Consider the following 26,141-nt stretch of genomic DNA (forward strand, 5'->3'; position numbering starts at 1 on the left):
AGTTTGAAAATGACTAGAACTGAATGAAAGCTTGATTTTGATCCTGATTGTTCGGCATTCATTTAGGGTTAATCGTTACGTCATTTAACTTGCATGCTGCGTGGATTGTTTCGCAATCTCTTGATTTCTTAATAAGAAACGCTGAATTTTTCCACTTGGGGTTTTCGGCAGTTCTTGAACAAACTCCACCAATCGTGGATAAGCATGTGCAGATAAGCGCTTTTTCACAAATTGCCCTAGTTGCTCTGCTAACTCTTCTGACGCTGTGACATGCTCAGCTAAAATCACAAAAGCTTTTACAATTTCTGTCCGATCCGGATCAGGTACACCAATGACCGCAGCTTCAATCACTGCATCATGCTCAAGTAAAGCGCTTTCAACATCGAATGGCCCGATACGATAACCTGATGTGGTAATCACATCATCATTACGACCAACGAAGCTCATACTGCCATCTGCGTGTAATTCTGCGGTATCACCCGTGAGGTAATAATGCTTTACAAAGGGTGACTTACGACTTTCTTTATAGCCACCAAACCACATCATCGGTGATTGACTAATATCGACAGCCAGTACTCCTGGCGTTCCTGCAGCTAGCTCTTGCCCTTGTTCATCAACAACCGCCACGCGATATCCCGGACTGGCATAACCTGCGACACCTGCGCGAATATCATGTTGTAAACCATGGTGATTACACACCACCATACCAACTTCAGTCTGACCATAATGGTCAAAGATCGGTGCATCTAAAACTTGTTTAAACCAGCGGAACACTTCAGGGTTAAGCGGCTCTCCAGCACTACTCACGACTCTAAATTTCCCTTTGAGTTTTGACATTTGTTCAGGATCAGCCGCCATCATCATTCGATACGCTGTCGGTGCGCCTGCAAGGTTCGTCACTTTGTAGTCATCTACGATCTGACACAAACTATCAATGCTAAAACCACCTTCGTAAAAGAGTGTTGCATGTCCAAGTAAAAGTGGCCCAGTAATTCCGTAATACAAACCATAAGCCCAACCCGGATCGGCAATATTCCAAAACGAATCATCTTCACGTAGCCCTACCGCATTTTTCATATATTGACCAAAAGCGATCAAAGCTTTAAGCGGGACTTCTAAGGGCTTTGCAGGACCTGTAGTACCTGAAGTAAACATCAAAAGAAATGGATCATTGATGCTCTGTAGGACAATTTCACAATCTGTAGACTGTGCGTTTACTTCATCCCAAAAGTTTAAATCTCCCTGTTGTATCCCTTGACCCGCTGGATCTGCAACAGTAACGATTTGAGGACAATGTGCAACTTCATCTAATTTACTGCGATTACCAACATCGCTAATCACCAATTTGCTTTGTGCAAGGTGTAAACGATGTTCAATGGCTTTGGGGCCAAAGGCGGTAAATAGCGGTTGATATACAGCACCTATTCGCCAAGCCCCTAAAATCACCACAAGTAATTCAACTGTACGGGGTAATAAACCCGATACACGATCACCTTTTTGCACACCCTGTGACTTTAAAAAATTGGCAAATTGGCTTGACCACTGTTGCAGCTCTGCAAAGGTATATTGTTCTTTCCGCCCATCTTTACCTTGCCAATATAGTGCGACCTTATTTTGATCAATCGCATGACGGTCGCAGCATTCATAACATGCATTTAATTGCTCTAAAGAGCCTGATAACATTTCTTTGGCAGCATGATTTAAGTCAAATGCCTTTGCAACATCTTGATAATTCGACATCTTCTCTACCTCAGTCTCAATTTATTGTTATTCCGACACGAGTATTAGTATTTTTAGCCATCCCTAGGCTAGATTGGTGTTCAATGTGATTCAGCATCCTTAGGTAAATATTGCTGCACGATGCTTGAAAAATCTAAGTGTGCATTACCTTGTAAACACAGCTGTTGATACATCTGCTGAACCAGTCCACCTAAAATAATCGGCTGTTTGACTTGTCCTGCGGCTTCTACAGCCAATCCTAAATCTTTCAACATCAACTGCGTTGCAAAACCATCGGTATAGCCACGTCCTGCAGGTGCATTTGCTGAGATACCCGGCCATGGATTACATACATCCGAACTCCAGCAACGTCCGCTCGAACTATTCACCACACCTGCTAAGGCTTGAGGATCAATCCCCAGACGCGCACCGAGCGCCATACCTTCAGCAACGGCTGCCATGGAAATACCAAGAATCAAGTTATTGCAAATTTTCGCAATTTGACCTGCACCCACATCACCACAATGCACAATGTTTTTACCCATGTGCCCCAATACAGCTTTGGTTCTTTCAAAAGTTTGATCATCTGAACCGACCATAAAGGTTAATGTACCTGCCTGAGCACCAATAGTGCCGCCTGAAACAGGTGCATCACAGATTTTTATCTGATGTGCAGCACCCGCCTCGGCTATATCCTTAATGGTTTGCGGATCAATGGTACTGCTATCGATACATAAGCTTCCTGCTTTCATTACCGCTAATACACCATTTTCTCCCAAATACACTTCTTTGACATGCTTGGCAGCAGGCAACATGCTAATCACAACATCTGCTTGTTTCGCTGCATCTTGTGGGCTTTGGCAAACAATGCCACCTGCTTCAGTAAAATGCTGAATCGCAATTTCGCTTAAGTCGAAACCGTAAACCGTAAAACCTGCTTTGAGTAGGTTTTGGGCCATTTTTCCGCCCATGTTTCCTAAACCGATAAAGGCAATATTCATCCTTGAACTCCTAAATTAACGTAGGTTAATGGTGGTATTCACTTCACCTTTTTCTTGTGTATCTTCGAACCAACGACTGGTGATCGTTTTGGTTTGTGTATAGAACTGAACTGCTTGCTTACCATATGGACCTAAGTCACCCAGTTTTGAACCACGCGATCCTGTAAAGCTAAAGAAAGGTACAGGTACAGGAATTGGAATATTGATACCCACTTGACCAATATCGATATCGCTTTGGAATGTACGTGCGACTGCACCGCTTTGTGTAAATAGTCCGACACCGTTGCCAAATGGATTGGCATTAATTAATTCAATCGCCTGCTCCAGAGTATCGACATGAATAATGGCTAATACAGGTCCAAAGATCTCTTCGGTATAGATACGCATATCAGTTGAAACTTGATTAAAAATCGTTGCTCCGACAAAGTTTCCTTGCTCATAGCCTATGACTTGAACATCACGACCATCCAGCAGCAACTCCGCACCTTGCTCTACACCGCTTTGAATTAAATCCAGTACACGTGCTTTTGCGCGAGGTGAAATAACTGGGCCAATATCGGTATTCGGCTCATGCCCTGCATTGACCTTCAGCGTTTTGGCTTTTTCAACCAGTTCATTGACCCATTCTTTACTTTCACCAACCATGACAGCAACCGACAAAGCCATACAACGCTGACCTGCCGCACCGAATGCTGCACCAACGAGGGCATTTAAAGTTTGTTCTTTATTGGCATCCGGCATTACCACGACATGGTTTTTAGCCCCCATCATCGACTGCACACGTTTTCCATGCTGTCCTGCAAGGTTATATACATGTGTACCAACGGCTGTAGAGCCTACAAATGAAATGGCCTTAATAGCTTGATGTGTGCATAAACGATCAACAACGTCTTTACCACCATGCACTACGTTTAATACACCTGCTGGAATACCGGCTTCAATCGCAAGTTCGACAAGCATCATGGTCGATAATGGATCTTGTTCAGATGGCTTTAAAACAAAGGTATTTCCACTGACAATCGCCATTGGAAACATCCACAGTGGAATCATCGCAGGAAAGTTAAATGGTGTAATTCCTGCACATACACCCAAAGGTTGCTGCAAGGTATAGGTATCCACACCACGTGCAACACCTTCTATATATTCGCCCATTTGAAGTGTGCCAACCGAACACGCATGCTCAACGACTTCTAAACCACGTTGAATATCACCCTCGGCATCTGCTAGCGTCTTTCCTTGCTCAGCCGTCAGTACACGGGCAATCTCTTTCATATTGCTACGGATCAGATCTTGTAGCTTCAACATAATGCGCATACGTGCTTGTACGGGTGTTAAGCGCCAAGTTTTAAAAGCCTCGTGCGCTGAAGCAATCGCTGCATCCACTTCTTCCATAGTCGCCATTGGAACACGACCTAAAACCTCTTGAGTTGCAGGATTTAAAATGTCTTGCCACTCTGTAGTGTTTGACTCTACAAATTTACCGTTAATTAATAATTTAGCCGTTGCTGACTGAATATTTGACATTGTGTTCATGACCTCTCCATAGGCACTTATTGTTTTGTACTGACTTAGAAAATATCCAAAAGCCTTATATTTATATTTTCCAATTCACTTCAAACTAGCAAAGAAAATTTTGACTACCAATAGAGATTCACGCACGATTGATGTGCAAATATGCACAGGGATGACAATAACAATGAAAGTAGACTGGGATCATTTACAGTATTTTTTGGTTTTGGCTCGTGCGAAAACCCTAACCAATACCGCCCGTATTATCGGTGTTGAGCACAGTACGGTTTCTCGACGTATACATGCGCTAGAACTGGCTTTAGGCACACCATTATTTAAACGTGAAGCCACAGGTTATGAGCTCACTTTAGAAGGTTTGGCACTGGTTCCTCGCGTTGAACAAATGGAACAGGCATTTTTACAAATCGAAAAACCCAACCAACCTATGCAAGGTCGTGTGCGAATTGGCACACCCGAAGGATTTGGAACAGCATTTTTGACACAGCTCTTGGCAGAATTGTCCAAAAAATACCCTCTACTGACGATCGACCTTATTCCTGTCCCGAAAATGATCAAGCTTTCACATCGTGAAGCAGATATTGTTATTTCCATTGATCGACCGAAATCTGGACCTTATATCATTACTCGACTGGCAGACTATTGTTTAAAGATTTATGGCAGTAAAGAATACTTAAAAAACACGCAACCCATTCATACATTAGATGATTTAAAATCACATACTTTTGTGAATTATATAGATGATTTAGTCTATAGCCCTGAACTGTATTGTTTAGAACGTTTACCTATTCAGCTCAATGCAAACTTTAGAAGTAGTAGTATTTTAGCTCAACAAATTGCCGTGAGTGCGGGTGCAGGATTGGCAATATTGCCCAAGTTTTTGGCCGAGGAAAAACCCGAATTAGAACAAGTCTTGGCGCAAGATGTTCGTTTTGTGCATACCTTTTGGATGCTGACCTTAGTCGATTTACAGCATGAGCCACGCATTAAGCTGGTCTGGGACTTTTTGAGAAAAAGAACCGATCAATATCATAGTTTATTAATGGATTAAGTCAGGATGGCTGCTTCTAAACTATAACTGTTATAGAAATTTAGATGAATGTTGTATCTATGCTTTCAAGCGATATACCCTAATAATCACCTATAACCACTAGGGATTTAGAGTACATCTTATGAGCAATCAAGAGCCTAAAAAACCGCAAAAATATGCAGACAGTGAAATTTCAGATAAGGCCTTTAAGCGTGCCATTATTTGGTTCTCGATCTATGTGCTTTTATTCTGTATTGGTGTAGCGTTTGTCGTTGGTGCAGATAATTCCTATCTACCTTAAGCGATAATCTATTCACTTATTACAACTCGCTATTGTATGTATATCTTACATTTCATGTTCGCTCATGATCAGTTCATATTGATCATCAGACCAAATAATTTGGTTTAAATTTGAATTTTAAAAAAGCTTGTAAGTCTAGATTTACAAGCTTTTTGCATTTTAAAGTAATCAATTCACAGCTATAAAAATTACTTGCCCATCTGAATCGCTTATGCAGGACTGTGCTTTATAACTTGGTGCTGTAGATGCGTTTGAATATATTCACCGTATACCGACATTTTTTCAAAGATGTGTTCTGAATAAAACATGTCTTCTACCAAGACTTGCGCACGGTCAAACTCATATAAACCTAATCGTTGTAAAATTTGCGCATTAATAAACGAAAATTTTTGACATAAATCGATATATTGCTGATCTTTGTCTTTAAATAGCAGCTTTAACATATTGATTTTATTTAGATCAAAGTCAATCGGTTCAGCTTTATCCGCCAAGACATGGATTTCAACATCTAAATATTCAGCAAGCTGATTTAATTTTTCTAAGTCGATATGTAGATGTGTAATACAAATAATTTTGGAAACTTTCGGATTACATAAGCTATTGATCAAACTAAAATAGAAGTATTCTGCTGGCGATAGCTGTTCATTATTTAGCTCAATGTAGACATTGAGTCCCGATAAAACATCATCAACTTTAAATGCGCTAAGTTTAGCCTCAGCATGATAATAACGATTCAATATCGCAACATTTTCAGGGCTTTGTGGTGTAGCGTAGATCACCTTCTGATTCAAATTCGCTAGGATAAATGGTGCAAATAAAAAAGCAGCATTTTCAGCCTTGGCGTGCATATGCTCCTGACAAATACTGACATAGCCCACTTGCTGTACTTGGCGCAAAATTCGACTGCGTAACAGCACCGCTTCTAAATTAGTATGCTGTTGTTGCAGCAGATGCAGCGTTGAATCTGTCAATGGAACATCCACCAGTAAATGTTGTATCAGATCTACTTCACTGGCTTTAAACATACTCAACTCCCTAACTTCCATACCATTTGACGCCACAAGTGTTGTGGTCAATGCACCTTATAAAAAATTCAAACTTAAAACTAGATACAGTGAATTTGAAAAAACATATAACAGTACAGACTCATCTGTTATAAAAATATAATGCAAGGCTACTTTTACTGATATATTTATAACAGAATCTTGACTTGTTGATGACTATGTATAAATCGGAACAGCTCGCTCAGCACCTACGTCAACTGATTGAAAATGGCACTTTAAAAGCGCACGAAAAACTTCCGTCTTTACGTGAACAAGTGCAGTTGTCCGGTTTTAGTTTGATCACGGTCATGAATGCCTATCAGGAGTTGGAATCGCGTGGCTTAATCTATGCACGTGAAAAATCAGGCTACTATGTAGCTCAAGGCTTAGTCGAAATAGAAGCTGAACAAACTCAAATCGTGTCCTTAAACACACCGGTTGAAATTAACTCTCTGGTCTTTAAGTATTTAAAATCAATACAAGATGAAAAAATCATTCCATTGGGTTCAGCCTTTCCATCTCAAGATATTGTTTTTTCTAAAAAGTTAACCCAAATCATGGGGCAAATTTCCCGAAATCCTAAAAGTTACGATGCCATTGATAATCTTCCACCCGGTAATTTAGCCCTTCGTAAGTTGATTGCACAGCGTTATTGCATGCAAGGCATTGCCACAGATCTAGAGGATATTGTGATTACCTCAGGCTGTATGGATGCACTGAATCTTTCCTTACAAGCCATTGCCTCACCGGGTGATTATATTGTGTTACAGCAAAATATTTTCTATGGCGCCTTGCAAGCTGCAGAGCGCTTAGGCCTTAAAGTGGTGACCTTACCTGAACATCCACAAGACGGTTTTGATTTAACCGCGTTTGAACATATTTTAAAAACTTATCCCGTCAAGATCTGTTGGTTGATGCTGAATTCACATAATCCTGTGGGCTTCACAGTGAGTGATGAAATCAAGCAAAAAATTGCCGTGCTCTTACACCAATATCATGTGCATTTAATTGAGGACGATGTGTATGAAGAAATGCATTATGCGTCTAAGAAACCTGTTTCAATGAAATACTTTGATCAAAATAATATGGTCTTACATTGCTCTTCTTTTTCTAAAACGTTGGGCGCTGCATTTCGGGTGGGTTGGGTGCATGCAGGTAAATACTCTCAAGCGATTCAACACTTACAGCTTATGAGCACGATTTCCGTTAATACCTTATTGCAAAATGCCTTGGTGGAATTTATTTCAAATTATCATTATGAAAAACATTTACGGGTCTTAAGAAAAAGTCTACAGCAACATAAATTACAGTTTTACCGTTATTTAGAAAGCCGCCTACCGACTGGATGCAAATTACAATATCATCCAAGTGGTTATTTTCTTTGGTTAAAACTACCAGAAAATATTGAAAGCATGGCGGTCTATGAAGCCTTAATTCAACAGCAGATCGGTGTTGCTCCAGGCCGTTTATTTAACGTATCAGAAGCCAAAACTCAATATATCCGTCTAAATTGTTCCTTTGCATGGAAGGATGAGATTCAACAGGCTTTAGATGCCCTCCTTAGTACAATCTCTGCACTTTCTTCAGATCAGATGAATATTTGACAATTTTTATTGTCATTATTATGCTCAACCAGATAATGTTCAAATACATATATTTGTTGTTGAGAGAGCAATGAATTCATTCAATATTTACCAAAATTCAAAAAACAAATAGGTTAGTTCATGGAAGATCAAAAACACAGTCAACGCATACATGCCTTTAGTTCGGATGTACTCACAGATCTAGATGCTGTGGGGATTGCACAGCTCATCAAATCTAAAGAAGCCTCTGTACAGGAAATAACACTAGCGGCCATTACACGTGCGGAACAAGTGAACCCGCATCTAAATGCCATTGAATTAGACTGTTTTCAGCGTGCTTTAGAGAAAAATCAATATGTTGAACATGGTCTATTTGCGGGCGTCCCTTTTTTCTTTAAAGATAATCTAGATTATCAAGGCTTGCCCTCACGCCATGGTTCAAAGGCCATAGGTTCAAAACCAGCCGATCGTAATCCTCAAATTAGCCAACAAATCTTAGATCAAGGTTTTGTCGTATTAGGAAAATCCAAGCTCCCTGAATTTGGTCTAAATGCCAGCACCGAATATAAAGATGGATCAGCCACCTATAACCCTTGGCATTTAGGTTATTCCTGCGGTGCATCTTCAGGGGGTTCCGCAGCTCTCGTTGCAGCCGGTGTAGTTCCGATTGCCCATGCCAATGATGGCGGTGGTTCGATTCGTATCCCTGCTGCATGCTGCGGTTTGATTGGATTAAAGCCTAGCCGTGGCCGTACTTATGACAGTGAAGCAGCAGCTTCTCTTCCGATTAATATCATCAGTGAAGGTGTCCTAACCCGTAGCATACGAGATACTGCGCATTTCTATGCAGGAATGGAGTCAAGTTATTACAATAAAAAACTGCCACGCATAGGCATGATTCATGGCCCTTCTAAACGTCGACTACGCATAGGCTTAGTCCCGCAATCGATTACAGGGCAAATAGATAGCGAAACAACTGCAACGTTAATGCATAGCGCAGCACTCTTAGAAAAATTAGGCCATCATGTTGAAGAACTTCAGTTACCTTTTGCCTTAAGCTTTGTGGAAGATTTTAGTGAATATTGGGGGATGTTGTCCTTTTTACTGAGTACCTTTGGCAAGAAAATCTTTGGTACTGACTTTAATCCAAAAGAGTTAGATCACTTAACCGTTGGTTTATCGAAGTTGTATAAAAAGAACTTTTATAAAACCCCGTTATTTCTGTATCGATTAAAGAAAATGCAGCAACAATATCGTGAAATCTTTAAGCATTACGATGTGTTGCTATCACCTGTACTTGCACATACCACACCTAAAATCGGCTATTTGTCACCTCAATTACCGTTTGACCAGTTATTTGAACGTATACAGAACTATGTGACTTTTACACCCATCCAAAATGTTGTTGGTGCTCCAGCCATGTCGATTCCTATGGGAGAAACGCAAAACGATGGACTACCGATCAGTATGCAAATTTCAGCCGATGTCGGTGATGAAAAAACCTTAATTGAACTGGCATATGAAATTGAAGAAGCTCAGCCATGGCGACGTATTCAGGATATGCCTCGAACTGCTTAACAAACTAATCAAAGAGTTAAAAAAAGGGAGCTGATTGGCTCCCTTTTTTTATTCAAATCCACAGAATAAGGCTTTTTAATTGTTCGCTGTATTTGAATATAAGATGCTTAATTAAAATGATACGTCAGTCCTGCATATACCGCCCGACCTTCACCAGGTGTTAAACGAGCAGGATCTTTGCCGGCATCGTTATAGCCCGGTGTCACGGTAGATGCATATTTTTTATTGGCCATATTTCTGAAATCCAACCAAGCCAAATACTGTTTTTGTGGTTGCATATAGCCGAATGATGCTCCCCAAATTTGCCAATCTTTTGCGTAGAAACTATTGGCATAGTCGGTTGCGACCTTTGCGGCATAAAGTGTATTCACCGCAACATAAAATCCTAAAGGATGTTCGTATTTCAGTTCAGCCTGATAGATGTGTTTTGGTATACCTGCAAGTTCATTTTTTCCAAATACCGCATCATTTTTATAGTGAAAATCATTCAAAGTATAGGCTTGTTTCAGTTGAACTTGTCCATATACATCATTTTGCCAAAGTGAACTGTTTAAACCGAGTTCTAGCCCCTGATGGATGGTGTCTGAAGCATTCGATTCGTAAATTATCGGATTAGGCTCTGGTTGGATTTCAACAGCCAACAGTTCATTTTTAACCTGTGAATAGTAATATGCAATATTCCACTCACCCAGTGCATGTTGACCACGCCCACCTAGTTCAAGAGTATTCGCTGTCTGACTATTCAAATGAATCGGAGCATTTTGGCGTCCCGTCGCTGCGCCACTTTCATCGGGGAACTTTTGATCCGAACCCCAAATTAAAGCCCAAGGATGTGGTGCTTCTAAGCTTCGACTGACATTGGCAAAGAGCTGTGTTTCAGGTTAGATTTGATATCGAAAACCTAGCGATGGCAGGACATTCCATTCACGAATATTTTCTTTATGACTTTGCACAGGCCATGTCACTTCACTTTCACGATGGGTGTACGCCAATGCAACTCGACTATCGAGCCAAAACTGTGGGTGTAGTGCCAAGGCATTGGCATAATGTAAAACATAGTCACCACCTTGGTAGGTATAATGCCGCGTTTCTGTACCCGCAGCATAGGCGCCTTGCGCTACACGCAAGCGTTCAACGACCTGACCATCTGGCAAATGCGTGGTACTACGAAAACCTAAAGTATTTTGGCTTTCATGCCCCCATAGCGTTCGGTCAAATTGGTAGTTAAATAAGGTAATAATATCGTCATAGTCAACATCGGTACTATACAAACCTTCTTGCAAATCCATCGGATAATGATGATAGGCCAGACCCAACTGTAAACGATCGCCCGAGTCCAAAGTCATATTGGTTTTATTCGCCAACCAAAGACTTCCCGGCTGCGGACGATTATTATTCAGCGAGATATTTTGGGCTACTGCTTGTTTTGGATTTTGTTCAATCTGTTGTTGGGTTAGACGTCCCGGCGTTTGGTGTTCAGTCTCTCGGTAACGCAGATAAAAACGTGTATCTAGGTTAGGGTTTATTTTATATCCCACATTGGCCGATAAACCTTTGCTCTGGCTTGAAGCATGATCTTGAAAACCGTCATCATCACTTTGTGTTAAGGAAAGATAATAGTCTAAGTCACCGATTTGTTGTCCTGAACTGATTTCACTTTTTTGATAACCGTGGCTGCCCATTTCATGATGCACTGACAGTTTTGCTGCATTTTTTCCTGTTGGGCTTGCATAGTTAATTAGACCACCCAAGCTTAATGCGCCACGTGTTAAACCATTAGCCCCTCGTAAAACCTCTATATGGTCTACCCACAGCGGCTCAAGCAGTTCATAAGGTGTTCCTCCTGGCCCTGTAAATGGCAAATCATCTAAGGTTACATACAACCCTGAAGCATGCGCCCCCGGTGCACGATTGATCCCCGAGCCACGTATCGACAGTTTCACCCCTTCATTTCCTGAAGATGCCGCGTATATCCCCGGTTGATTTTTAAATAAATCAGCATTTGTTCGCTTGGGTACATCTTGAATGTCTGCTGCAACGATCGCATTGGTTGCACCATTTACTTTAGTCAGTGCTTTTTTTATTTTTTCATCCATTGAACTTTGTTCAACGTTAATGGTGATTTCAGGTAATACATTGCTATCTGCAACACTATATTGTGCCATTGCAGTAAGCATCATCAGGCTTAAAAGCTTAAGTGACGTGTTGTTATATTTGGAAAATTGAGGGACATCCATGATTGCGTCTTCTAAGTGAAACGAAATTTACGGCAAGGATTGTAGTGTGTTTTATCGTCATGTATGTATCAAAATATTTCAAAATTCATGATTTTTATCAATATCCTTCTTCGTATTTTTATATTCAAATGATTTGTTAAATGAAATAAAACAGATAATTATATTTTTTAGTCAAAAAATATAAGTTTCTAAATAAGATAAAAGCCCTCAATCAGTGAAGATCAAGGGCTAGTATGAATTGAGAGCACGCATTGAAAGATTGTCGGAAAGTCAGATGTTAAAACCTGAATATAATTTCAATCACGCTCTCGTTAAATTGATATTGAAATTTCTAAGGCAATTTAAATTAAACTATTCTCTGTAATAGCATTAGAAGTTGTACATCGCGACTGCATTGATTCGGTTATCTTCCCCCTTAGTACTGCCATTTGGTGCAGCGCCAAAAGCTTCACGTTCACCATAGACATATTCCAGACCTAAACTAATCGGCTTAACAGGGCTGTAAAATACATTTGCCCATGCTTGCCACAAGTTTTTATTGGCCTTGGTTTTATCAACTAATGAGTTGACATAATCTGCATTACCATCTGCTTTCATATAACCATAGCCCAATGTTCCGCGCCATTGTGCTGAAATTTGTTGAGTTAAACCTACTGTAATCGAGTCAAATTCATTGGTGGCGATGATGTCTTTATCTGCATTGGTCACAAAACCTTGGTTGGTCCATGACACAAAACTACTGTCGCCTTTGACATGGTAATAATCCGCTTTGAGCACTGTTTTATCCGTCAAATCTAGCTTTGCGCCCAGACCAAGTCCCCATGCGGTTTCTGTATCCGTATCCGTTTTCTTTTCAGCACCCATCGCACGTGCGCTTAACATCAGTGTATCTGTCATTTTATGGTTTAACCGCGCTGTTAATGCAGGCAAACGCATAATTGAGCTGTCATCCTTAGAATCTTCTGCAGCGAGTACAAGATTTGTCTCTGGACTAAATTTGTGACTATAGCGAACTTGCGGTGTACGTTTAACAGCACCACCGACATAGCCCAATGCATCAATGGTTTCAGGCATATAATCAGGTACAGCAAAGTTAGACCATGTTTGCCCCACCAACCAATCACCATAAGTTAAATAGGCATGACGAATCCTCAGTCCATCATTTGCACCCAAAAAGTCGACTTCAATTTTACCGCCTACATCGCCCACTTGAGTCGGCGTTTTAAAGTCTAGTCCTAAACGTGTAGCAGCAAGTGTTACTTTTAAACGATCTGAACTTTCAGCATTTCCTTCTAGCGGAACACTATTCATTTGGTTATACAGGCGAGATAAGCTGCCGCCTTCTGCCTGATAAGATGCATCTGCACGCACATTGCCATACAAGCTAAACTCAGCGCCCGATTTGGTATTTAAACTCAGGGTCGGTGTTTGAGTCTGTGCAGCAACTACAGGTCGTTGTTTTACATCTTTGATTTCACTCGACAAGGTGTTTTGTTGTTGAATATATTGCTGCATCATGGCTTTTAACGCTTTGACTTCTTCACGCAACTGTTCAACTTCAGCCTCGCTGACTGCCGCATGTATCCACATGGGGAACGCGGCTGCACAAGCTAGTATCATAAGTTTAATTTTAAAGGTTTTTTTGACTAAATTTAGCTTTTGAGTTTTCATCCTGACCTCGATTTGGGCGATGCCCTTTCCTTATTTTTTGTCACAATTTCCCACTAGCCCTCATGCTGTACATCAGGGCCTAGAAACTTAAAATTTTGGGGTAATGTTAAATCTTTAAATATCGGCTTAATTCGCTGGATTTTTGATAGCTTGCGTATTGAGTTTTGGCGATTGACCTTGAGTAGATGCCTCTACAGACGCTTGCAAATTCACCATAAATATTGCTAAAGAAGCAATGACACCGGGAATGGCAATCACCAAGAAATTCATTTGATGCGGCAAATTCATCGTTAAAAGCGCACCAGTAAGTACCGGCCCAACGATTGCACCAATTCGTCCAATACCCGATGCCCAGCCCATACCTGTAGAACGTACCGTGGTTGGGTAGTATTGTGCGACAAAGGTATAAAGTAAGATTTGTGAACCGATGGTAGCTGCGCCTGCTACAGCAATTAATGTATACAGAACCATTTGCGGACTGTTAAAGCCCAGTAAGATTAAAGCCAACGCGCCACACATGAACATGATGCTCAGTACTTTTTTGATATGGAATCGGTCTGCCAAAGCACCACCACCAATAGCACCTACCATTCCACCAATATTCAGCGCAAAGAGGAAAATCATACTTGCACCAAGCGAATAGCCAGCTTGAATCATCAATTTTGGTAACCAGCTTCCAAGTGCATAAACCATCAATAAGCACATGAAAAATGCAATCCAGAACATAAACGTACTGAAACTACGGCCTTGTTGAAATAATGCTTTTAACGGAGCGTTATCTTCTTCAGAAACTTCATTGAGTACAAATTGTGTATCCGTTGTGAGGACTTGTTCAGGGGCAATTTTAGAGACAATCGTTCGAGTCGTATCTGCTTGATGCTTTGAGGTTAAATACATCAATGACTCAGGGAGGAATTTCCAAATTAAAGGCAATGCAAGACATGGAATAATTGCAATATAAAACATGATTTTCCAGCCATATACAGGCACTAACCAAGCACCCAATAACGCTGAAGCCATACCACCTATGGCATAACCACTAAACATTAGTGCAACCAAGGTACTGCGTATACGTTTAGGCGCATATTCCGTCATTAACGCCACAACGTTCGGCATAACACCACCGATGCCTAGACCGGCAAGAAAGCGTAAAATACCAAACTCAACGGGAATACTTGCAAAAGCGCCGCAGAAGGTAAAACCACTAAAAATACCGACGCAGATCATAATGGTTTTTTTACGACCAATTTTATCGGACAGTGTGCCAAAACACATGGCACCAAACATCATGCCAAATAAAGCCGTACTTGCCAGTAAGCCGGCTTGTACCGCAGATAAGGACCATTCTTGCATCAACAACGGTAAGGCAACGCCATAGATCACCAAGTCATAACCGTCAAAAATAATAATCAAAAGACACCAAATCAAAACACCCCAATGAAATGGCGTAAATTTGGCTTCATCAACCAAGGTATTAATATTAATTTTCTGGTTTTGCATAGCCCACCTCCTAATTGTGAAGCTTGTAAAATTCGCTTTTCACAATGAATAAGTCGGTGCTTAATGTCCAAAACCGATTAGGCATGTTTGTATACCTAAAAAGTTGAATACAAATTAATCCCTTGATTCCGCTTTATTTAAATAGATCATTTCATATGTGCAGTTCATCTGAACGTCTAGCGACAACATACTCAAAACACAGCACGATCATATGGAATCGCTTCTAAATCATACACTTGATAAACACTATCAAATAAACCACGAATATCTTCGCTTTCATCCATATTACGTACAGCCATAAATATAGGACTAATCGCGGCTTCATCTAAGATCGGAACAAATGTTAAATGTGTTAATTGCACACTTTGGGCACTCATTGGGGTGATACAAACTCCTTCATTCGCTGCAACAAAGCCCAAGGCTAGTTGTAATTCACGTACTTCACGTACTTTTTTAGGTTCCAAACCATACTCTGAAAATATGCCACGCACTTGGGTCGAAAAGTTTGGTTTGTTGTGATTTGGGTAAAAAATCAATTGCTGATCGATCAGATCTGCGAGATATACCCCTTCCTTTTTTTGTGCCAATGGATGACTAGCATGTAAGGCTACCACTAAGCGTTCTTCACGCAGTAAAACCCGTTTGATCGCGGGGTCTGAAATACGCAAACGCCCAAAGCCGACATCTATACGACCTTCTTTTAATGCTTTAATTTGTTCAGTGGTCGCCATTTCCTCCATTTCTATTTTTAAATGTGGATGTTGTTGTTTAAATAAATACAAAATATTCGAAAGTAAACCAAACAATAAAGAGCTCACAAAACCGATTGTCACGGTCCGTTCTGTTAAACCGATTCGTTTCGTCATTGATTTAATTTCTTCTGCATTAGACAAAAGTTTTAAAGCATGATGATAAAAAAATTGACCTGCTTCTGTAGTCTTAAGCGGACGGCTACCTCGTTCAAATAACTGAATTCCAAGCTCATGTTCCAAATTTTGAATCTGCCGACTCAAAGGTGGTTGAGCTATATATAGTTTTTCTGCCGCTTTGGTAAAACTCTGCTCTTCAACCACCGCGACAAAGTATCTTAAGTGTCTTAGTTCCATGGTTATCGATACCTATTAAGTATAATAAAATGCAAATTTGATCTTCGACGTGAAGATTTTATTCTTTTAAGGTATATCACATAGACAGGATTAAGCAAATTTAATCCCATCCAACAGATCAAAAATATCGTGCAGCGCATTACCTGAAAGAGGCTTCAGCCGCTACACGAAACAACTTAAAAAGTATTGTTAGACAACCAAACAAGGAACGTGGCAGCCAAAGACCTCTTTTATCGAGTGATAGCCACCCAAACTTAAATGCATACTTAAGGAGATATAGTATGAACCGTCAAGAGATTGATGTTCTGGTTAAACAAATGAACGTAGATACAGCGACAGGGCCTGTTGACCAACGTGTACAGCAAGTTGTGGTACGTTTATTGGGTGATTTATTCCAAGCGATTGAAGATCTAGATATTACTCAAACTGAACTATGGAAAGGTCTAGAGTATTTTACAGACGCGGGTCAAGCGAACGAATTAGGTCTTTTAGCCGCTGGTTTAGGTTTAGAGCACTATCTAGATTTACGTGCCGATGAAGCTGATGCGAAAGCAGGTATTACAGGTGGTACACCACGTACCATTGAAGGCCCTTTATATGTGGCTGGCGCACCTGAATCAGTGGGCTTTGCTCGTATGGATGATGGTACGGAAACCGATAAAATTCCAACTCTGTTTATTGAAGGTACGGTAACAGATACCGAAGGCAACATCATTGAAGGCGCTAAAGTTGAAATTTGGCATGCCAACAGCCTAGGTAACTATTCTTTCTTTGATAAGTCTCAATCTGACTTTAACCTTCGCCGTACGATTCTTTCTGACCAAGACGGTAAATATGTTGCACAAACTACGATGCCCGTTGGTTATGGCTGCCCTCCAGAAGGTACAACTCAATTTGTTTTAGACAAACTAGGCCGTCATGGTAACCGTCCATCACATGTACATTATTTTATCTCTGCACCGGGTTACCGCAAGCTAACTACTCAATTCAACATCGAAGGTGATAAATACCTTTGGGACGACTTTGCCTTTGCAACTCGTGATGGTCTGGTGGCAACTGCTGTTGATATCACAGACGAAGCTGAAATTGCACGTCGTGGTCTAAACCAACCGTTTAAGCACATTAGCTTTAATGTTGAGTTAGTTAAAGAACAAGCTGCTGCACCAAATACTGAAGTAGATCGTCGACGCGCTAGCGCTTAATTACTCAATCTAAGGAAGCCGAGCTGTCTCATCTAAGTCTGACAACTCGGTGACTATCCCCTCATTGGACAGTCGGAGAATGGACATGCCACGTATTCCTGTAATTAACACCAGCCATCTAGATCGTATTGATGAACTTCTTGTCGATAATTTTGACACTGGTGAATTTAAACTGCACCGCTCAGTATTTACCGATCAAGCGTTGTTTGATCTTGAAATGAAATACATTTTTGAAGGTAACTGGGTGTATTTGGCACATGAAAGCCAAATTCCAAATAACAATGATTATTACACGACTCATATCGGTCGCCAGCCGATCATCATTGCACGTAACCGTAATGGTGAACTGAATGCCATGATCAATGCCTGCTCACACCGTGGCGCACAGTTATGTCGTTATAAAAAAGGCAACAAAGCAACCTACACCTGTCCATTCCATGGTTGGACTTTTAATAACTCAGGTAAATTGCTCAAAGTTAAAGACCCTGCTGAAGCTGGTTATTCAGATTGCTTTAACCAAGATGGTTCACATGACTTGAAAAAAGTCGCGCGCTTTGAAAGTTATAAAGGCTTTTTATTTGGTAGCTTAAATCCTGATGTGCCAAGCCTTGAAGAATTCTTAGGTGAAACCACCAAAATTATCGACATGATCGAAGGTCAGTCGGAAAACGGTTTGGAAGTTTTACGTGGTTCATCTACCTATACCTATGAAGGTAACTGGAAACTGACAGCTGAAAATGGCGCAGATGGCTATCACGTATCAGCCGTGCATTGGAACTATGCAGCGACCACTCAGCACCGTAAAGAAGCACAAGCGGCAGATAATATTCGTGCTATGAGTGCGGGTTCTTGGGGCAAGCAAGGTGGTGGTTCTTATGGTTTTGACAGTGGTCACATGTTGTTATGGACCCAATGGGCAAACCCAGAAGACCGTCCAAACTTTAGCAAAGCCGATGAATATACCGAAAAATTCGGCGCACCGATGTCGAAATGGATGATCGAGCGTTCACGTAACCTATGTCTTTATCCAAACGTCTATTTGATGGATCAATTCGGTTCACAAATTCGAGTTTTACGCCCGATTTCTGTCAATAAAACTGAAGTCACCATTTACTGTATCGCCCCTGTCGGTGAAGAGCCAGAAGCACGTACACGTCGTATTCGTCAATATGAAGACTTCTTTAATGCCTCAGGCATGGCAACACCCGATGATTTAGAAGAATTCCGTGCCTGCCAAGCAGGTTATGCAGGGATTGAACTGGAATGGAACGACATGTGCCGTGGTTCAAAACACTGGATTCATGGACCGGATGATGCAGCCAATGAAATTGGTCTAAAACCACTATTAAGTGGCATCAAAACCGAAGATGAAGGTCTTTACCTTGCTCAGCATCAATATTGGTTAAAAACCATGAAACATGCCATCGCTGAAGAAAAAGAATTGGCACAACAAGTCGCAAATGAACAAGGAGATGTCGCATGAATTCAACTGCACATTTAGACAGCGTAAGCATTGAAGCTGTATCTCAGTTCCTCTACCGCGAAGCGCGTTTTTTAGATGATGAAAAGTGGGATGAATGGCTAGAGTGCTATGCCCCATCTGCATCATTTTGGATGCCTGCTTGGGATGACGATGACCGCCTAACGGAAGATCCGCAGTCTGAGATTTCTTTGATTTATTATCCAGACCGTCAAGGTTTAGAAGACCGTGTCTTCCGCATTAAAACTGAGCGTTCATCTGCCACGATGCCGGATACACGAACCAGCCATAACATTAATAACGTCGAGATTATTGAACGTGATGGCGACAAAGTAACGGTGCGTTTTAACTGGAACACCTTAAGTTTCCGCTACAAAACCAACTATAGCTACTTTGGCATGTCACGTTATGAAATTGATTTTTCAGGTGAGCAGCCAAAAATCCTCAGCAAATATGTAGTTCTTAAAAACGATTATATCAACCAAGTTATTGATATTTATCACCTCTAAAAGCTTATTTCACTAAGCAAGGTTTAACTTTCAGCCAGAAGGATATTTGGCTGAAAGGACACGTTATACCAGATTTTCAAAAGGATATTCAGCCATGTCAAACCATAATGTTGCACTTCAATTTGAAGATGGCGTTACTCGTTTTATTAGTGTTGCTCAAGGTGAAACCTTATCCGACGCAGCCTATCGTCAAAAAATCAATATCCCTCTAGATTGCCGTGATGGCGCATGCGGGACATGCCGTGCATTTTGTGAGTCAGGTACTTACGACATGCCTGAAGAATCTTATATCGAAGACGCTTTAACCCCCGAAGAAGCTGAGCAAGGTTATATTTTAGCTTGCCAATGTCGTCCAAGTTCAGATGCGGTTTTCCAAATCAGTGCATCATCTGACGTGTGTAAAACTGAAATTCATGAGTTTCAAGGCACATTGTCTCGTGTTAAAAATATGTCGGATTCTACGATTACCTTTGATATTCAACTGGATGAAGATCAACCTGACATTAACTTCTTGGCAGGTCAATACGTCAATGTCGGCATTCCGGGGACAAAAGAAACTCGTTCGTATTCGTTTAGTTCAAAGCCGGGTAATCGTTTAACAGGCTTCGTGGTTCGTAATGTCCCTGAAGGCAAAATGAGTACTTTCCTGAGTGCCGATGCGAAAGCCGGCGACAAAATGACCTTCAAAGGACCTTTTGGTAGTTTTTATCTGCGTAATGTTGTCCGCCCTGTGGTCATGCTTGCAGGTGGTACAGGTATTGCGCCGTTTATGTCCATGTTACAAGTGCTTGAAGAAAAAGGTTCTGAACAACCTGTTCGTCTTGTATTTGGCGTAACCAATGACTTTGACATCGTAGCAAAAGACAAGCTCGATGAATTACAAAGCAAACTCCCGTGGTTCGAATACCGTACTGTGGTCGCTCACCCTGAGTCACAGCATGAACGTAAAGGCTATGTGACCAGTCATGTTGAAAAAGATTGGTTAAACAATGGCGATGTGGATATTTACCTCTGTGGTCCTGTACCGATGGTCGAAGCGGTACGTGGCTGGTTAGATACCGAAGGCGTTAAACCTGCAAACTTTTTGTTTGAAAAATTCTCAGCGAATTAAGGGAGAATAGTTTAATGTCAGAACAAGCCAGATTTAACAATAAAGTTGTCATCGTTACCGGTGCCGCTCAAGGTATCGGTCGTGGAGTAGCACTACAAGTGGCTCGAGAAGGCGCTCAAGTGGTATTGGCAGATCTCTCAGATTTTGTTGAAGATACGCTGAACGATATTCAAGCCCATAATGGCGATGCCATTATTGTTAAAGCCAATCTTGAAACATTTGCAGGCGCCCAAGAAGTTGCTGCCCAAGCCATTGAAAAATATGGTCGAATTGATATCTTAATCAATAACGTTGGCGGTGCGATTTGGATGAAGCCCTTCCAAGAGTTTTCAGAAGAAGAAATCATTAAGGAAGTTAATCGTTCATTATTTCCAACTATGTGGTGCTGCCGAGCCGTGTTACCTGAAATGATTCAAAATCAGCAAGGGACAATTGTAAATGTATCTTCTATTGCAACCCGTGGTATTAACCGTGTGCCATATTCAGCCTCAAAAGGTGGGGTCAATGGCTTAACCGCTGCACTCGCTTTTGAACATGCCAAAGATGGTATTCGAGTCAATGCCGTAGCCACAGGTGGTACAGAAGCACCTCCACGGAAAGTTCCAAGAAATACCAATCCATTGTCAGATCATGAAAAACAATGGATGCAAGACGTGGTCGATCAAACCATTGACCGTACATTCTTAGGACGCTATGGCACAATTCAGGAACAAGTGAATGCCATCTTATTTTTGGCATCCGATGATTCATCTTATATGACAGGAACAGTCGTCCCTGTTGGTGGTGGAGATCAAGGTTAAACGCTATACCGTCATTGGTTTAATTCAACAGGCTCATTGACATAGTCGCATGGAGGCAAAAGCGATGGCACCCCTGTTAAAAACATTAAAAGAAGATTGGTCGATCTCAGCGACGGTTGCAGGATTTTTAGCCGTGCTGATTTCATATTCAGGCCCACTGATTATTTTTTTCCAAGCCGCACAAAAAGCTCAAGTTTCCCCAGCCATGATGATTTCATGGATTTGGGGGATTTCTATTGGTGCTGCGCTGGCGGGTATTTATCTCTCTATTAAATATAAAACCCCGGTGATTACCGCGTGGTCAGCGCCCGGTACAGCCCTTTTAGTCACCCTATTTCCGAATATTTCACTGAATGAAGCCATAGCAGCTTATATCACGTCTGCTATCGTTATATTTTTGATTGGAATCACCGGCTATTTTGACAAACTCCTAAAATGGATTCCTCAAGATGTCGCTGCGGGAATGATGGCAGGTATTTTATTTCAGTTTGGGCTTGGACTGTTCACTGCTACAGATAGTATGCCGATCATTGTCTTTGGCATGTTATTGGTCTTTCTGATTTCTAAAAGACTATCGCCACGCTACGCGATGATTTGGGTCTTACTGACTGGTGTCATCCTGAGTTTTACATTAGGAAAAATTAATCCTGTTGATGTGAATTTTCAACTCGCTATACCGCAGTTTATTGCCCCAATTTGGACTTGGAACTCGACTTTAAATTTGGCGATTCCTTTAATCTTAGTCAGTCTGAGTGGTCAATTTCTTCCGGGGATGGCGATCATGAAACTCAGTGGATATGACACGCCAGCTAAGCCCATTATTACAGCGACCAGTATTGCCTCGCTCGTTGTCGCATGTGTCGGAGGCATTACTATTGTTTTAGCGTCTATCACCGCAGCCATGTGTATGGGCAAAGATGCACATGAACTAAAAGAAAAACGTTATATAGCCGGTATTGCCAATGGTATTTTTTATATTTTAGGCGGCTTATTTGCAGGCAGCATTGTCATGTTATTTAGCCTATTACCTAAAGAGTTGGTCGCTGCACTTGCAGGTCTAGCGTTATTAGGTGCGATTGGAACAAACATGTCCGTTGCAATGAAAAATGAGGCCAACCGTGATGCGGCGCTAATCACTTTTTTAGCGACAGCCTCAGGTATGCATTTTTTAGGGCTAAGCTCAGTATTTTGGGGGATTTGTATCGGTGTCGCTGCACATGTCATTTTGACCAAACGAGTAGCCACACAAGCGCCGATGACAACGGCTCAAGATTCTAAAAGTTCATAATATTCAAAAGCATTACTACTACAAAGAAGATGGGAAAATTACATCTTCTTTGTTTAATCTACAACTAAATGCTTTCATTTAGACTTCGATTAATTCAGGCAATTCTCGATGAGCGATTTCAAAAGCTTCTTGAACATCTAATCCCACAGCAGTCAATAAAAGCTCTACAACTTTGGCAATCCAGTGAACCCTTTAGGCAAATAAGCATAGCAACGCACAGATTCAATTTTTATGATGAAGTAATCGCCACCTAGCCTTAGTTTAAAAAAAACCATCTAATTTGAACCAACATAAACTTTATCAGCAGCGTAAATCTAAAGGTTTTTACCCCCTGAGAAGATTATTTATTGAACAGAATCACTTAACTAAATGATATACTTCAATCAAACTTCAAATGAAAAAAATCGTTAATTAAATTTATAAATGCTTGCACACTAGGTAATGAATTTGTACTGCGCTTACTCATATATAAGTTGATTGTTGGAAGGTCCGTATCTAACTTTTTGACAATAATATTTTCATAAGCAATATCTGCAATATAACTCGGTAAAATCGTACACGACTGTGTGATATTGATTGAATTAATGTTGAATAAAATATTACTGGCGCGTTGGATGATTTTTAAGTTGATCTTTTTGTCTTCTGCAAATTTTAAAATCTTATGATGCAAAACTGACGACACTTCCTCAGCCGGAATAATAAAATCTATTTCTTCTAAAGATTTGACTGATATTTTATTTTGATTTGCAAATGGATGCTGATTATTCATCAAGAAAATCAAAGGCTCTTCAAATATCAACTGGCTCGAAATTTCATGGTTATTAACATCTGCCCTAGAAATGGCGATATCAATACGCCCATTATGTAAATCACTGACGATTTGCGTGTCATTTAAGCTCAAAAGTTCAACTTTTAAGTCAGGAAACATCTCTGTGAGTTTCGGAATAATAAAAGGAAAAATTTTCATTTCTGCAACTGGTACAAAGCCAATGGTGATTTTTTGGTCTTTGGCTTTTTTGACTTGGCGCGTCATTGCAACTGCTTTATCGGCACTTTCTAAAATGTTTTTGGCATGTTCTAAAAACACAATTCCTTCATCGGTCAGTTCAACTTTACGTTTAGAGCGAATAAATAACTGTACGCCAATAAACTCTTCGAGGTCTTTGATTTGTTGGCTAAGAGAAGGCTGAGCCGTATAAAGTTTTAAGGCCGCTTGGCTAAAATTAAGTTCTTGTGCAACCATGACAAAATATTTTAAATGTCTTAATTCCATTTAAGTCACCTGTGTAGTCCAATCCTTAGGACGTTTTTAATACAATTCCGTTAGCAAGCTAAAATAGTCTTATATTTTGTGGTGAAGTGTTCATTTTTTATTTAAATATCATTTTTTCTCATATTTTACTTCTAAATAGTTCAAAATTTTTAATCAATTGAACTCATGCTGGAATTATGTGATTTCAAAAGAGCGTCTTCTCTAGCACCGCTTAATTCATTTTAGAAATACATTTTCAAATATATATTTTGACAAAAAAAACAAAAACAAAAACAAAAACAAAAACAAAAACAAGGGATCATGTTGCATCATCCCTTGTTATTGATCTTTGAATTATTTACGTTTTTTCTTACCACTAAGTAGATCTATGGCTTGGGCATATCGTGTAGGTGCAATTCGCTGAATTAAATCAATAATTTTGGCATCATTACCAATTAAAACTCGACGTTTATTCTGCTTTACCGCATCTAAAATGCCTTTTGCTGCGACTTCAGGCGGTGTTTTTAGCACTTTATTAAATGCTTTGGTTGCCCTATCTGGGTTCATCCCTAACGCACGAATACTGTCACTCATACGCGCGCTATTTGCAATATTGGTTCGAATCCCACCCGGATGCACGCAAGTTGCGCTGACTCCAGCATTTTCCAAGTCTAATTCTTGGCGTAAAGATTCAGTAAAACCACGGACTGCAAACTTCGTTGCATTATAGGCACTTTGAGTCGGTTGAGCCGTCAAACCAAATAAGCTGGAAATATTAACTATATGTCCATCGCCACTTTGTTTTAAATACGGTAAAAATGCTTTTGTCCCATATACCACGCCCCAGAAATTAATATTCATAATCCACTCAATTTCATCATAATGCATACCTTCTACAGTACTGGCTAACGCGACACCTGCATTATTAAAGATCAAATTGACCTGGCCAAATTCAGCTTGGGTTGCAGCCGCCCATTGCTCTACAGCGGCACGATCAGACACATCTAATTGGGTCTGAATTATTTTCACACCGGTGTGCTTAATCATTTCAGCCGTTTGTGCAAGACCGTCAAGGTTGCGATCACTTAATGCTAGATGCGCACCTGATTGAGCCAGTTGAATGGCTAACTGCTGCCCAATACCTGAACCTGCTCCAGTAATGGCTGCGACTTTGTTGTTAAAATTTTTCATCGTTATTCCTATACACACTTAATCTCGTTCAGTGAACAAGCTGCATTTTCATATTATTCATAACACAAGCTTAACGAGAACTGATCTATGAATGAAATGATTTTATTTAATTGTAAAATATGAATGCTATACATAGCTCTTTAGCGTTATTGCTTCAAATCAAATTAATGTAATTCAACATGATTAGAGCAAAAATTGAAAACTTAAATGAGCCTTTTAGCTCCGGCTTTTTTTGGGATTGTAGCTCTAAATTTTTCAGCTCAAACAGCGTTTGATATTTATAAAAGTGATACAAATCCCAAATGTTATAAACAAAGCTCAACATTTATTCTATTTTTCTACACGATCCAGATTCTACATATTCAAAATCAGTATATAAAATCCACAATATATACTTATTTTTTTGTGAATATAGCCCTTGAAGACAGCAAGGCTGATGCTTTGTAATTTTCCAAGTCTTGTGTATCCACCTTTTGGAAGATCAGGGATGCACATCTCTTACTATGTTCAATAGAGGTTCTAAAATGATAAAAACAACTCTTAGCCTAATCGGTTTGTCACTGGTGTCTAGCTTAGCTTTGGCTGCTGATCCATTGCATGGTACTAAATGGAAAACCATCGATGACCAAACCAAAAAACCTTTATCTGTAGTTCAATTTAATGAAACATCAAAGGGCGTTTTATCTGCAAAAATCGTGGATGTACTCACCCCGGGTGAAGCAGAAAACTGCCAAAAATGTGTAGGTAAATTCCACAATAAACCACTACTCGGTGTGCAAATCGTGAATGGTTTGAAAAATACCGGTAAAAATACCTATGACGGCGGTAAAATTACTGACCCGAAAAATGGTAAAACCTATAGTTTCAATGCCAAAATGTCGAATGACGGCAAGACTTTAAATGGTCGTGGCTATATTGGTGTATCTGCGCTTGGACGCAGCCAGACATGGATACGTGTAAACTAATCCTTAGTGTACAAAGTCAAAAGCGGCTCGATTGAGTCGCTTTTTTG

General features: G+C 40.4%; 21 protein-coding genes and 1 pseudogene. 11 read left to right on the top strand and 11 right to left on the bottom strand.

The window, feature by feature from the left end:
• Nucleotides 1–84: 84 nt before the first annotated feature.
• From G0029_RS08185 to G0029_RS08195, 3 genes are all read right to left on the bottom strand, one after another.
• Nucleotides 85–1,740 carry an AMP-binding protein gene (locus tag G0029_RS08185; RefSeq protein ID WP_180107905.1) on the bottom strand — a complete coding sequence of 552 codons (1,656 nt, stop codon included), beginning with the start codon at nucleotides 1,738–1,740 and terminating at the stop codon, nucleotides 85–87.
• 80 nt (nucleotides 1,741–1,820) lie between these two features.
• Entirely contained in the window at nucleotides 1,821–2,720 is a 900-nt protein-coding gene (gene mmsB, locus G0029_RS08190; protein WP_078190719.1) for a 3-hydroxyisobutyrate dehydrogenase, read from the bottom strand.
• A gap of 15 nt (nucleotides 2,721–2,735) precedes the next feature.
• A complete protein-coding gene (locus G0029_RS08195) occupies nucleotides 2,736–4,253 on the bottom strand; it encodes a CoA-acylating methylmalonate-semialdehyde dehydrogenase (RefSeq protein ID WP_180022890.1) in 1,518 nt (505 codons plus the stop codon).
• 163 nt (nucleotides 4,254–4,416) lie between these two features.
• Between G0029_RS08195 and G0029_RS08200 the strand changes: the two genes are divergently transcribed.
• Nucleotides 4,417–5,298, top strand: coding sequence for a LysR family transcriptional regulator (locus G0029_RS08200; protein ID WP_194087866.1), 882 nt, complete (start codon nucleotides 4,417–4,419; stop codon nucleotides 5,296–5,298).
• Between the two features lie 121 nt (nucleotides 5,299–5,419).
• Nucleotides 5,420–5,578 (top strand): hypothetical protein, encoded by a 159-nt coding sequence (locus tag G0029_RS08205; protein WP_168379604.1) that lies wholly within the window; start codon nucleotides 5,420–5,422, stop codon nucleotides 5,576–5,578.
• A gap of 209 nt (nucleotides 5,579–5,787) precedes the next feature.
• On the opposite strand, the gene G0029_RS08210 is transcribed toward G0029_RS08205, so the two are convergent.
• Nucleotides 5,788–6,603, bottom strand: coding sequence for a hypothetical protein (locus G0029_RS08210; protein WP_180109701.1), 816 nt, complete (start codon nucleotides 6,601–6,603; stop codon nucleotides 5,788–5,790).
• A gap of 197 nt (nucleotides 6,604–6,800) precedes the next feature.
• On the opposite strand from G0029_RS08210, the gene G0029_RS08215 reads away from it, so the two are divergent.
• Both G0029_RS08215 and G0029_RS08220 read left to right on the top strand, forming a co-directional pair.
• Nucleotides 6,801–8,225, top strand: a complete 1,425-nt coding sequence (locus G0029_RS08215) for a PLP-dependent aminotransferase family protein (RefSeq protein ID WP_180109743.1) — start codon at nucleotides 6,801–6,803, stop codon at nucleotides 8,223–8,225.
• 120 nt (nucleotides 8,226–8,345) lie between these two features.
• Nucleotides 8,346–9,782, top strand: a complete 1,437-nt coding sequence (locus tag G0029_RS08220) for an amidase (protein WP_180107908.1) — start codon at nucleotides 8,346–8,348, stop codon at nucleotides 9,780–9,782.
• A 107-nt stretch (nucleotides 9,783–9,889) separates the two neighbouring features.
• Here the strand turns inward: G0029_RS08220 and G0029_RS18435 are convergent.
• The 5 genes and pseudogenes from G0029_RS18435 to G0029_RS08240 all read right to left on the bottom strand — a co-directional run.
• Nucleotides 9,890–10,603, bottom strand: a pseudogene (locus G0029_RS18435) (TonB-dependent receptor domain-containing protein); the annotation flags it as partial.
• A 60-nt stretch (nucleotides 10,604–10,663) separates the two neighbouring features.
• Entirely contained in the window at nucleotides 10,664–12,019 is a 1,356-nt protein-coding gene (locus G0029_RS18440; protein ID WP_257223949.1) for a TonB-dependent receptor plug domain-containing protein, read from the bottom strand.
• A 369-nt stretch (nucleotides 12,020–12,388) separates the two neighbouring features.
• A complete protein-coding gene (locus G0029_RS08230; RefSeq protein WP_227591797.1) occupies nucleotides 12,389–13,609 on the bottom strand; it encodes a DcaP family trimeric outer membrane transporter in 1,221 nt (406 codons plus the stop codon).
• Nucleotides 13,610–13,816: 207 nt separating this feature from the next.
• A complete protein-coding gene (locus G0029_RS08235; RefSeq protein WP_180107910.1) occupies nucleotides 13,817–15,190 on the bottom strand; it encodes an MFS transporter in 1,374 nt (457 codons plus the stop codon).
• Between the two features lie 191 nt (nucleotides 15,191–15,381).
• On the bottom strand, nucleotides 15,382–16,296 hold the full coding sequence (locus G0029_RS08240) for a LysR family transcriptional regulator (RefSeq protein ID WP_180107911.1): 915 nt from the start codon (nucleotides 16,294–16,296) through the stop codon (nucleotides 15,382–15,384).
• Between the two features lie 281 nt (nucleotides 16,297–16,577).
• Here G0029_RS08240 and catA point away from each other — a divergent pair, with 281 nt between their 5' ends.
• The 6 genes from catA (at nucleotide 16,578) to benE (ending at nucleotide 22,686) form a co-directional block, all read left to right on the top strand.
• Nucleotides 16,578–17,498 (top strand): catechol 1,2-dioxygenase, encoded by a 921-nt coding sequence (gene catA, locus G0029_RS08245; RefSeq protein WP_078193335.1) that lies wholly within the window; start codon nucleotides 16,578–16,580, stop codon nucleotides 17,496–17,498.
• Between the two features lie 85 nt (nucleotides 17,499–17,583).
• Complete coding sequence (gene benA / locus G0029_RS08250) at nucleotides 17,584–18,981, top strand: benzoate 1,2-dioxygenase large subunit (RefSeq protein WP_180106481.1); 1,398 nt, start codon at nucleotides 17,584–17,586, stop codon at nucleotides 18,979–18,981.
• Nucleotides 18,978–19,487 carry a benzoate 1,2-dioxygenase small subunit gene (gene benB / locus G0029_RS08255; protein ID WP_180107912.1) on the top strand — a complete coding sequence of 170 codons (510 nt, stop codon included), beginning with the start codon at nucleotides 18,978–18,980 and terminating at the stop codon, nucleotides 19,485–19,487. The genes benA and benB overlap by 4 nt, the downstream gene beginning before the upstream one ends.
• Before the next feature lie 94 nt (nucleotides 19,488–19,581).
• A complete protein-coding gene (gene benC, locus G0029_RS08260) occupies nucleotides 19,582–20,598 on the top strand; it encodes a benzoate 1,2-dioxygenase electron transfer component BenC (RefSeq protein WP_180107913.1) in 1,017 nt (338 codons plus the stop codon).
• A gap of 14 nt (nucleotides 20,599–20,612) precedes the next feature.
• Complete coding sequence (gene benD / locus G0029_RS08265) at nucleotides 20,613–21,398, top strand: benzoate diol dehydrogenase BenD (RefSeq protein ID WP_180107914.1); 786 nt, start codon at nucleotides 20,613–20,615, stop codon at nucleotides 21,396–21,398.
• A gap of 64 nt (nucleotides 21,399–21,462) precedes the next feature.
• Nucleotides 21,463–22,686, top strand: coding sequence for a benzoate/H(+) symporter BenE (benE, locus tag G0029_RS08270; protein ID WP_180004507.1), 1,224 nt, complete (start codon nucleotides 21,463–21,465; stop codon nucleotides 22,684–22,686).
• A gap of 379 nt (nucleotides 22,687–23,065) precedes the next feature.
• Here benE and hcaR read toward each other — a convergent pair whose 3' ends face one another.
• Nucleotides 23,066–23,959: a DNA-binding transcriptional regulator HcaR gene (gene hcaR, locus G0029_RS08275; RefSeq protein WP_180107915.1), complete on the bottom strand. Its 894-nt coding sequence runs from the start codon at nucleotides 23,957–23,959 to the stop codon at nucleotides 23,066–23,068.
• A gap of 333 nt (nucleotides 23,960–24,292) precedes the next feature.
• On the bottom strand, nucleotides 24,293–25,129 hold the full coding sequence (locus G0029_RS08280; protein WP_180088249.1) for an SDR family NAD(P)-dependent oxidoreductase: 837 nt from the start codon (nucleotides 25,127–25,129) through the stop codon (nucleotides 24,293–24,295).
• Nucleotides 25,130–25,653: 524 nt separating this feature from the next.
• On the opposite strand from G0029_RS08280, the gene G0029_RS08285 reads away from it, so the two are divergent.
• Entirely contained in the window at nucleotides 25,654–26,094 is a 441-nt protein-coding gene (locus G0029_RS08285; protein WP_168379617.1) for a DUF2147 domain-containing protein, read from the top strand.
• Nucleotides 26,095–26,141 lie beyond the last annotated feature (47 nt).

This window comes from Acinetobacter sp. YH12138, assembly GCF_015218525.1.
GTDB lineage: Bacteria > Pseudomonadota > Gammaproteobacteria > Pseudomonadales > Moraxellaceae > Acinetobacter > Acinetobacter amyesii.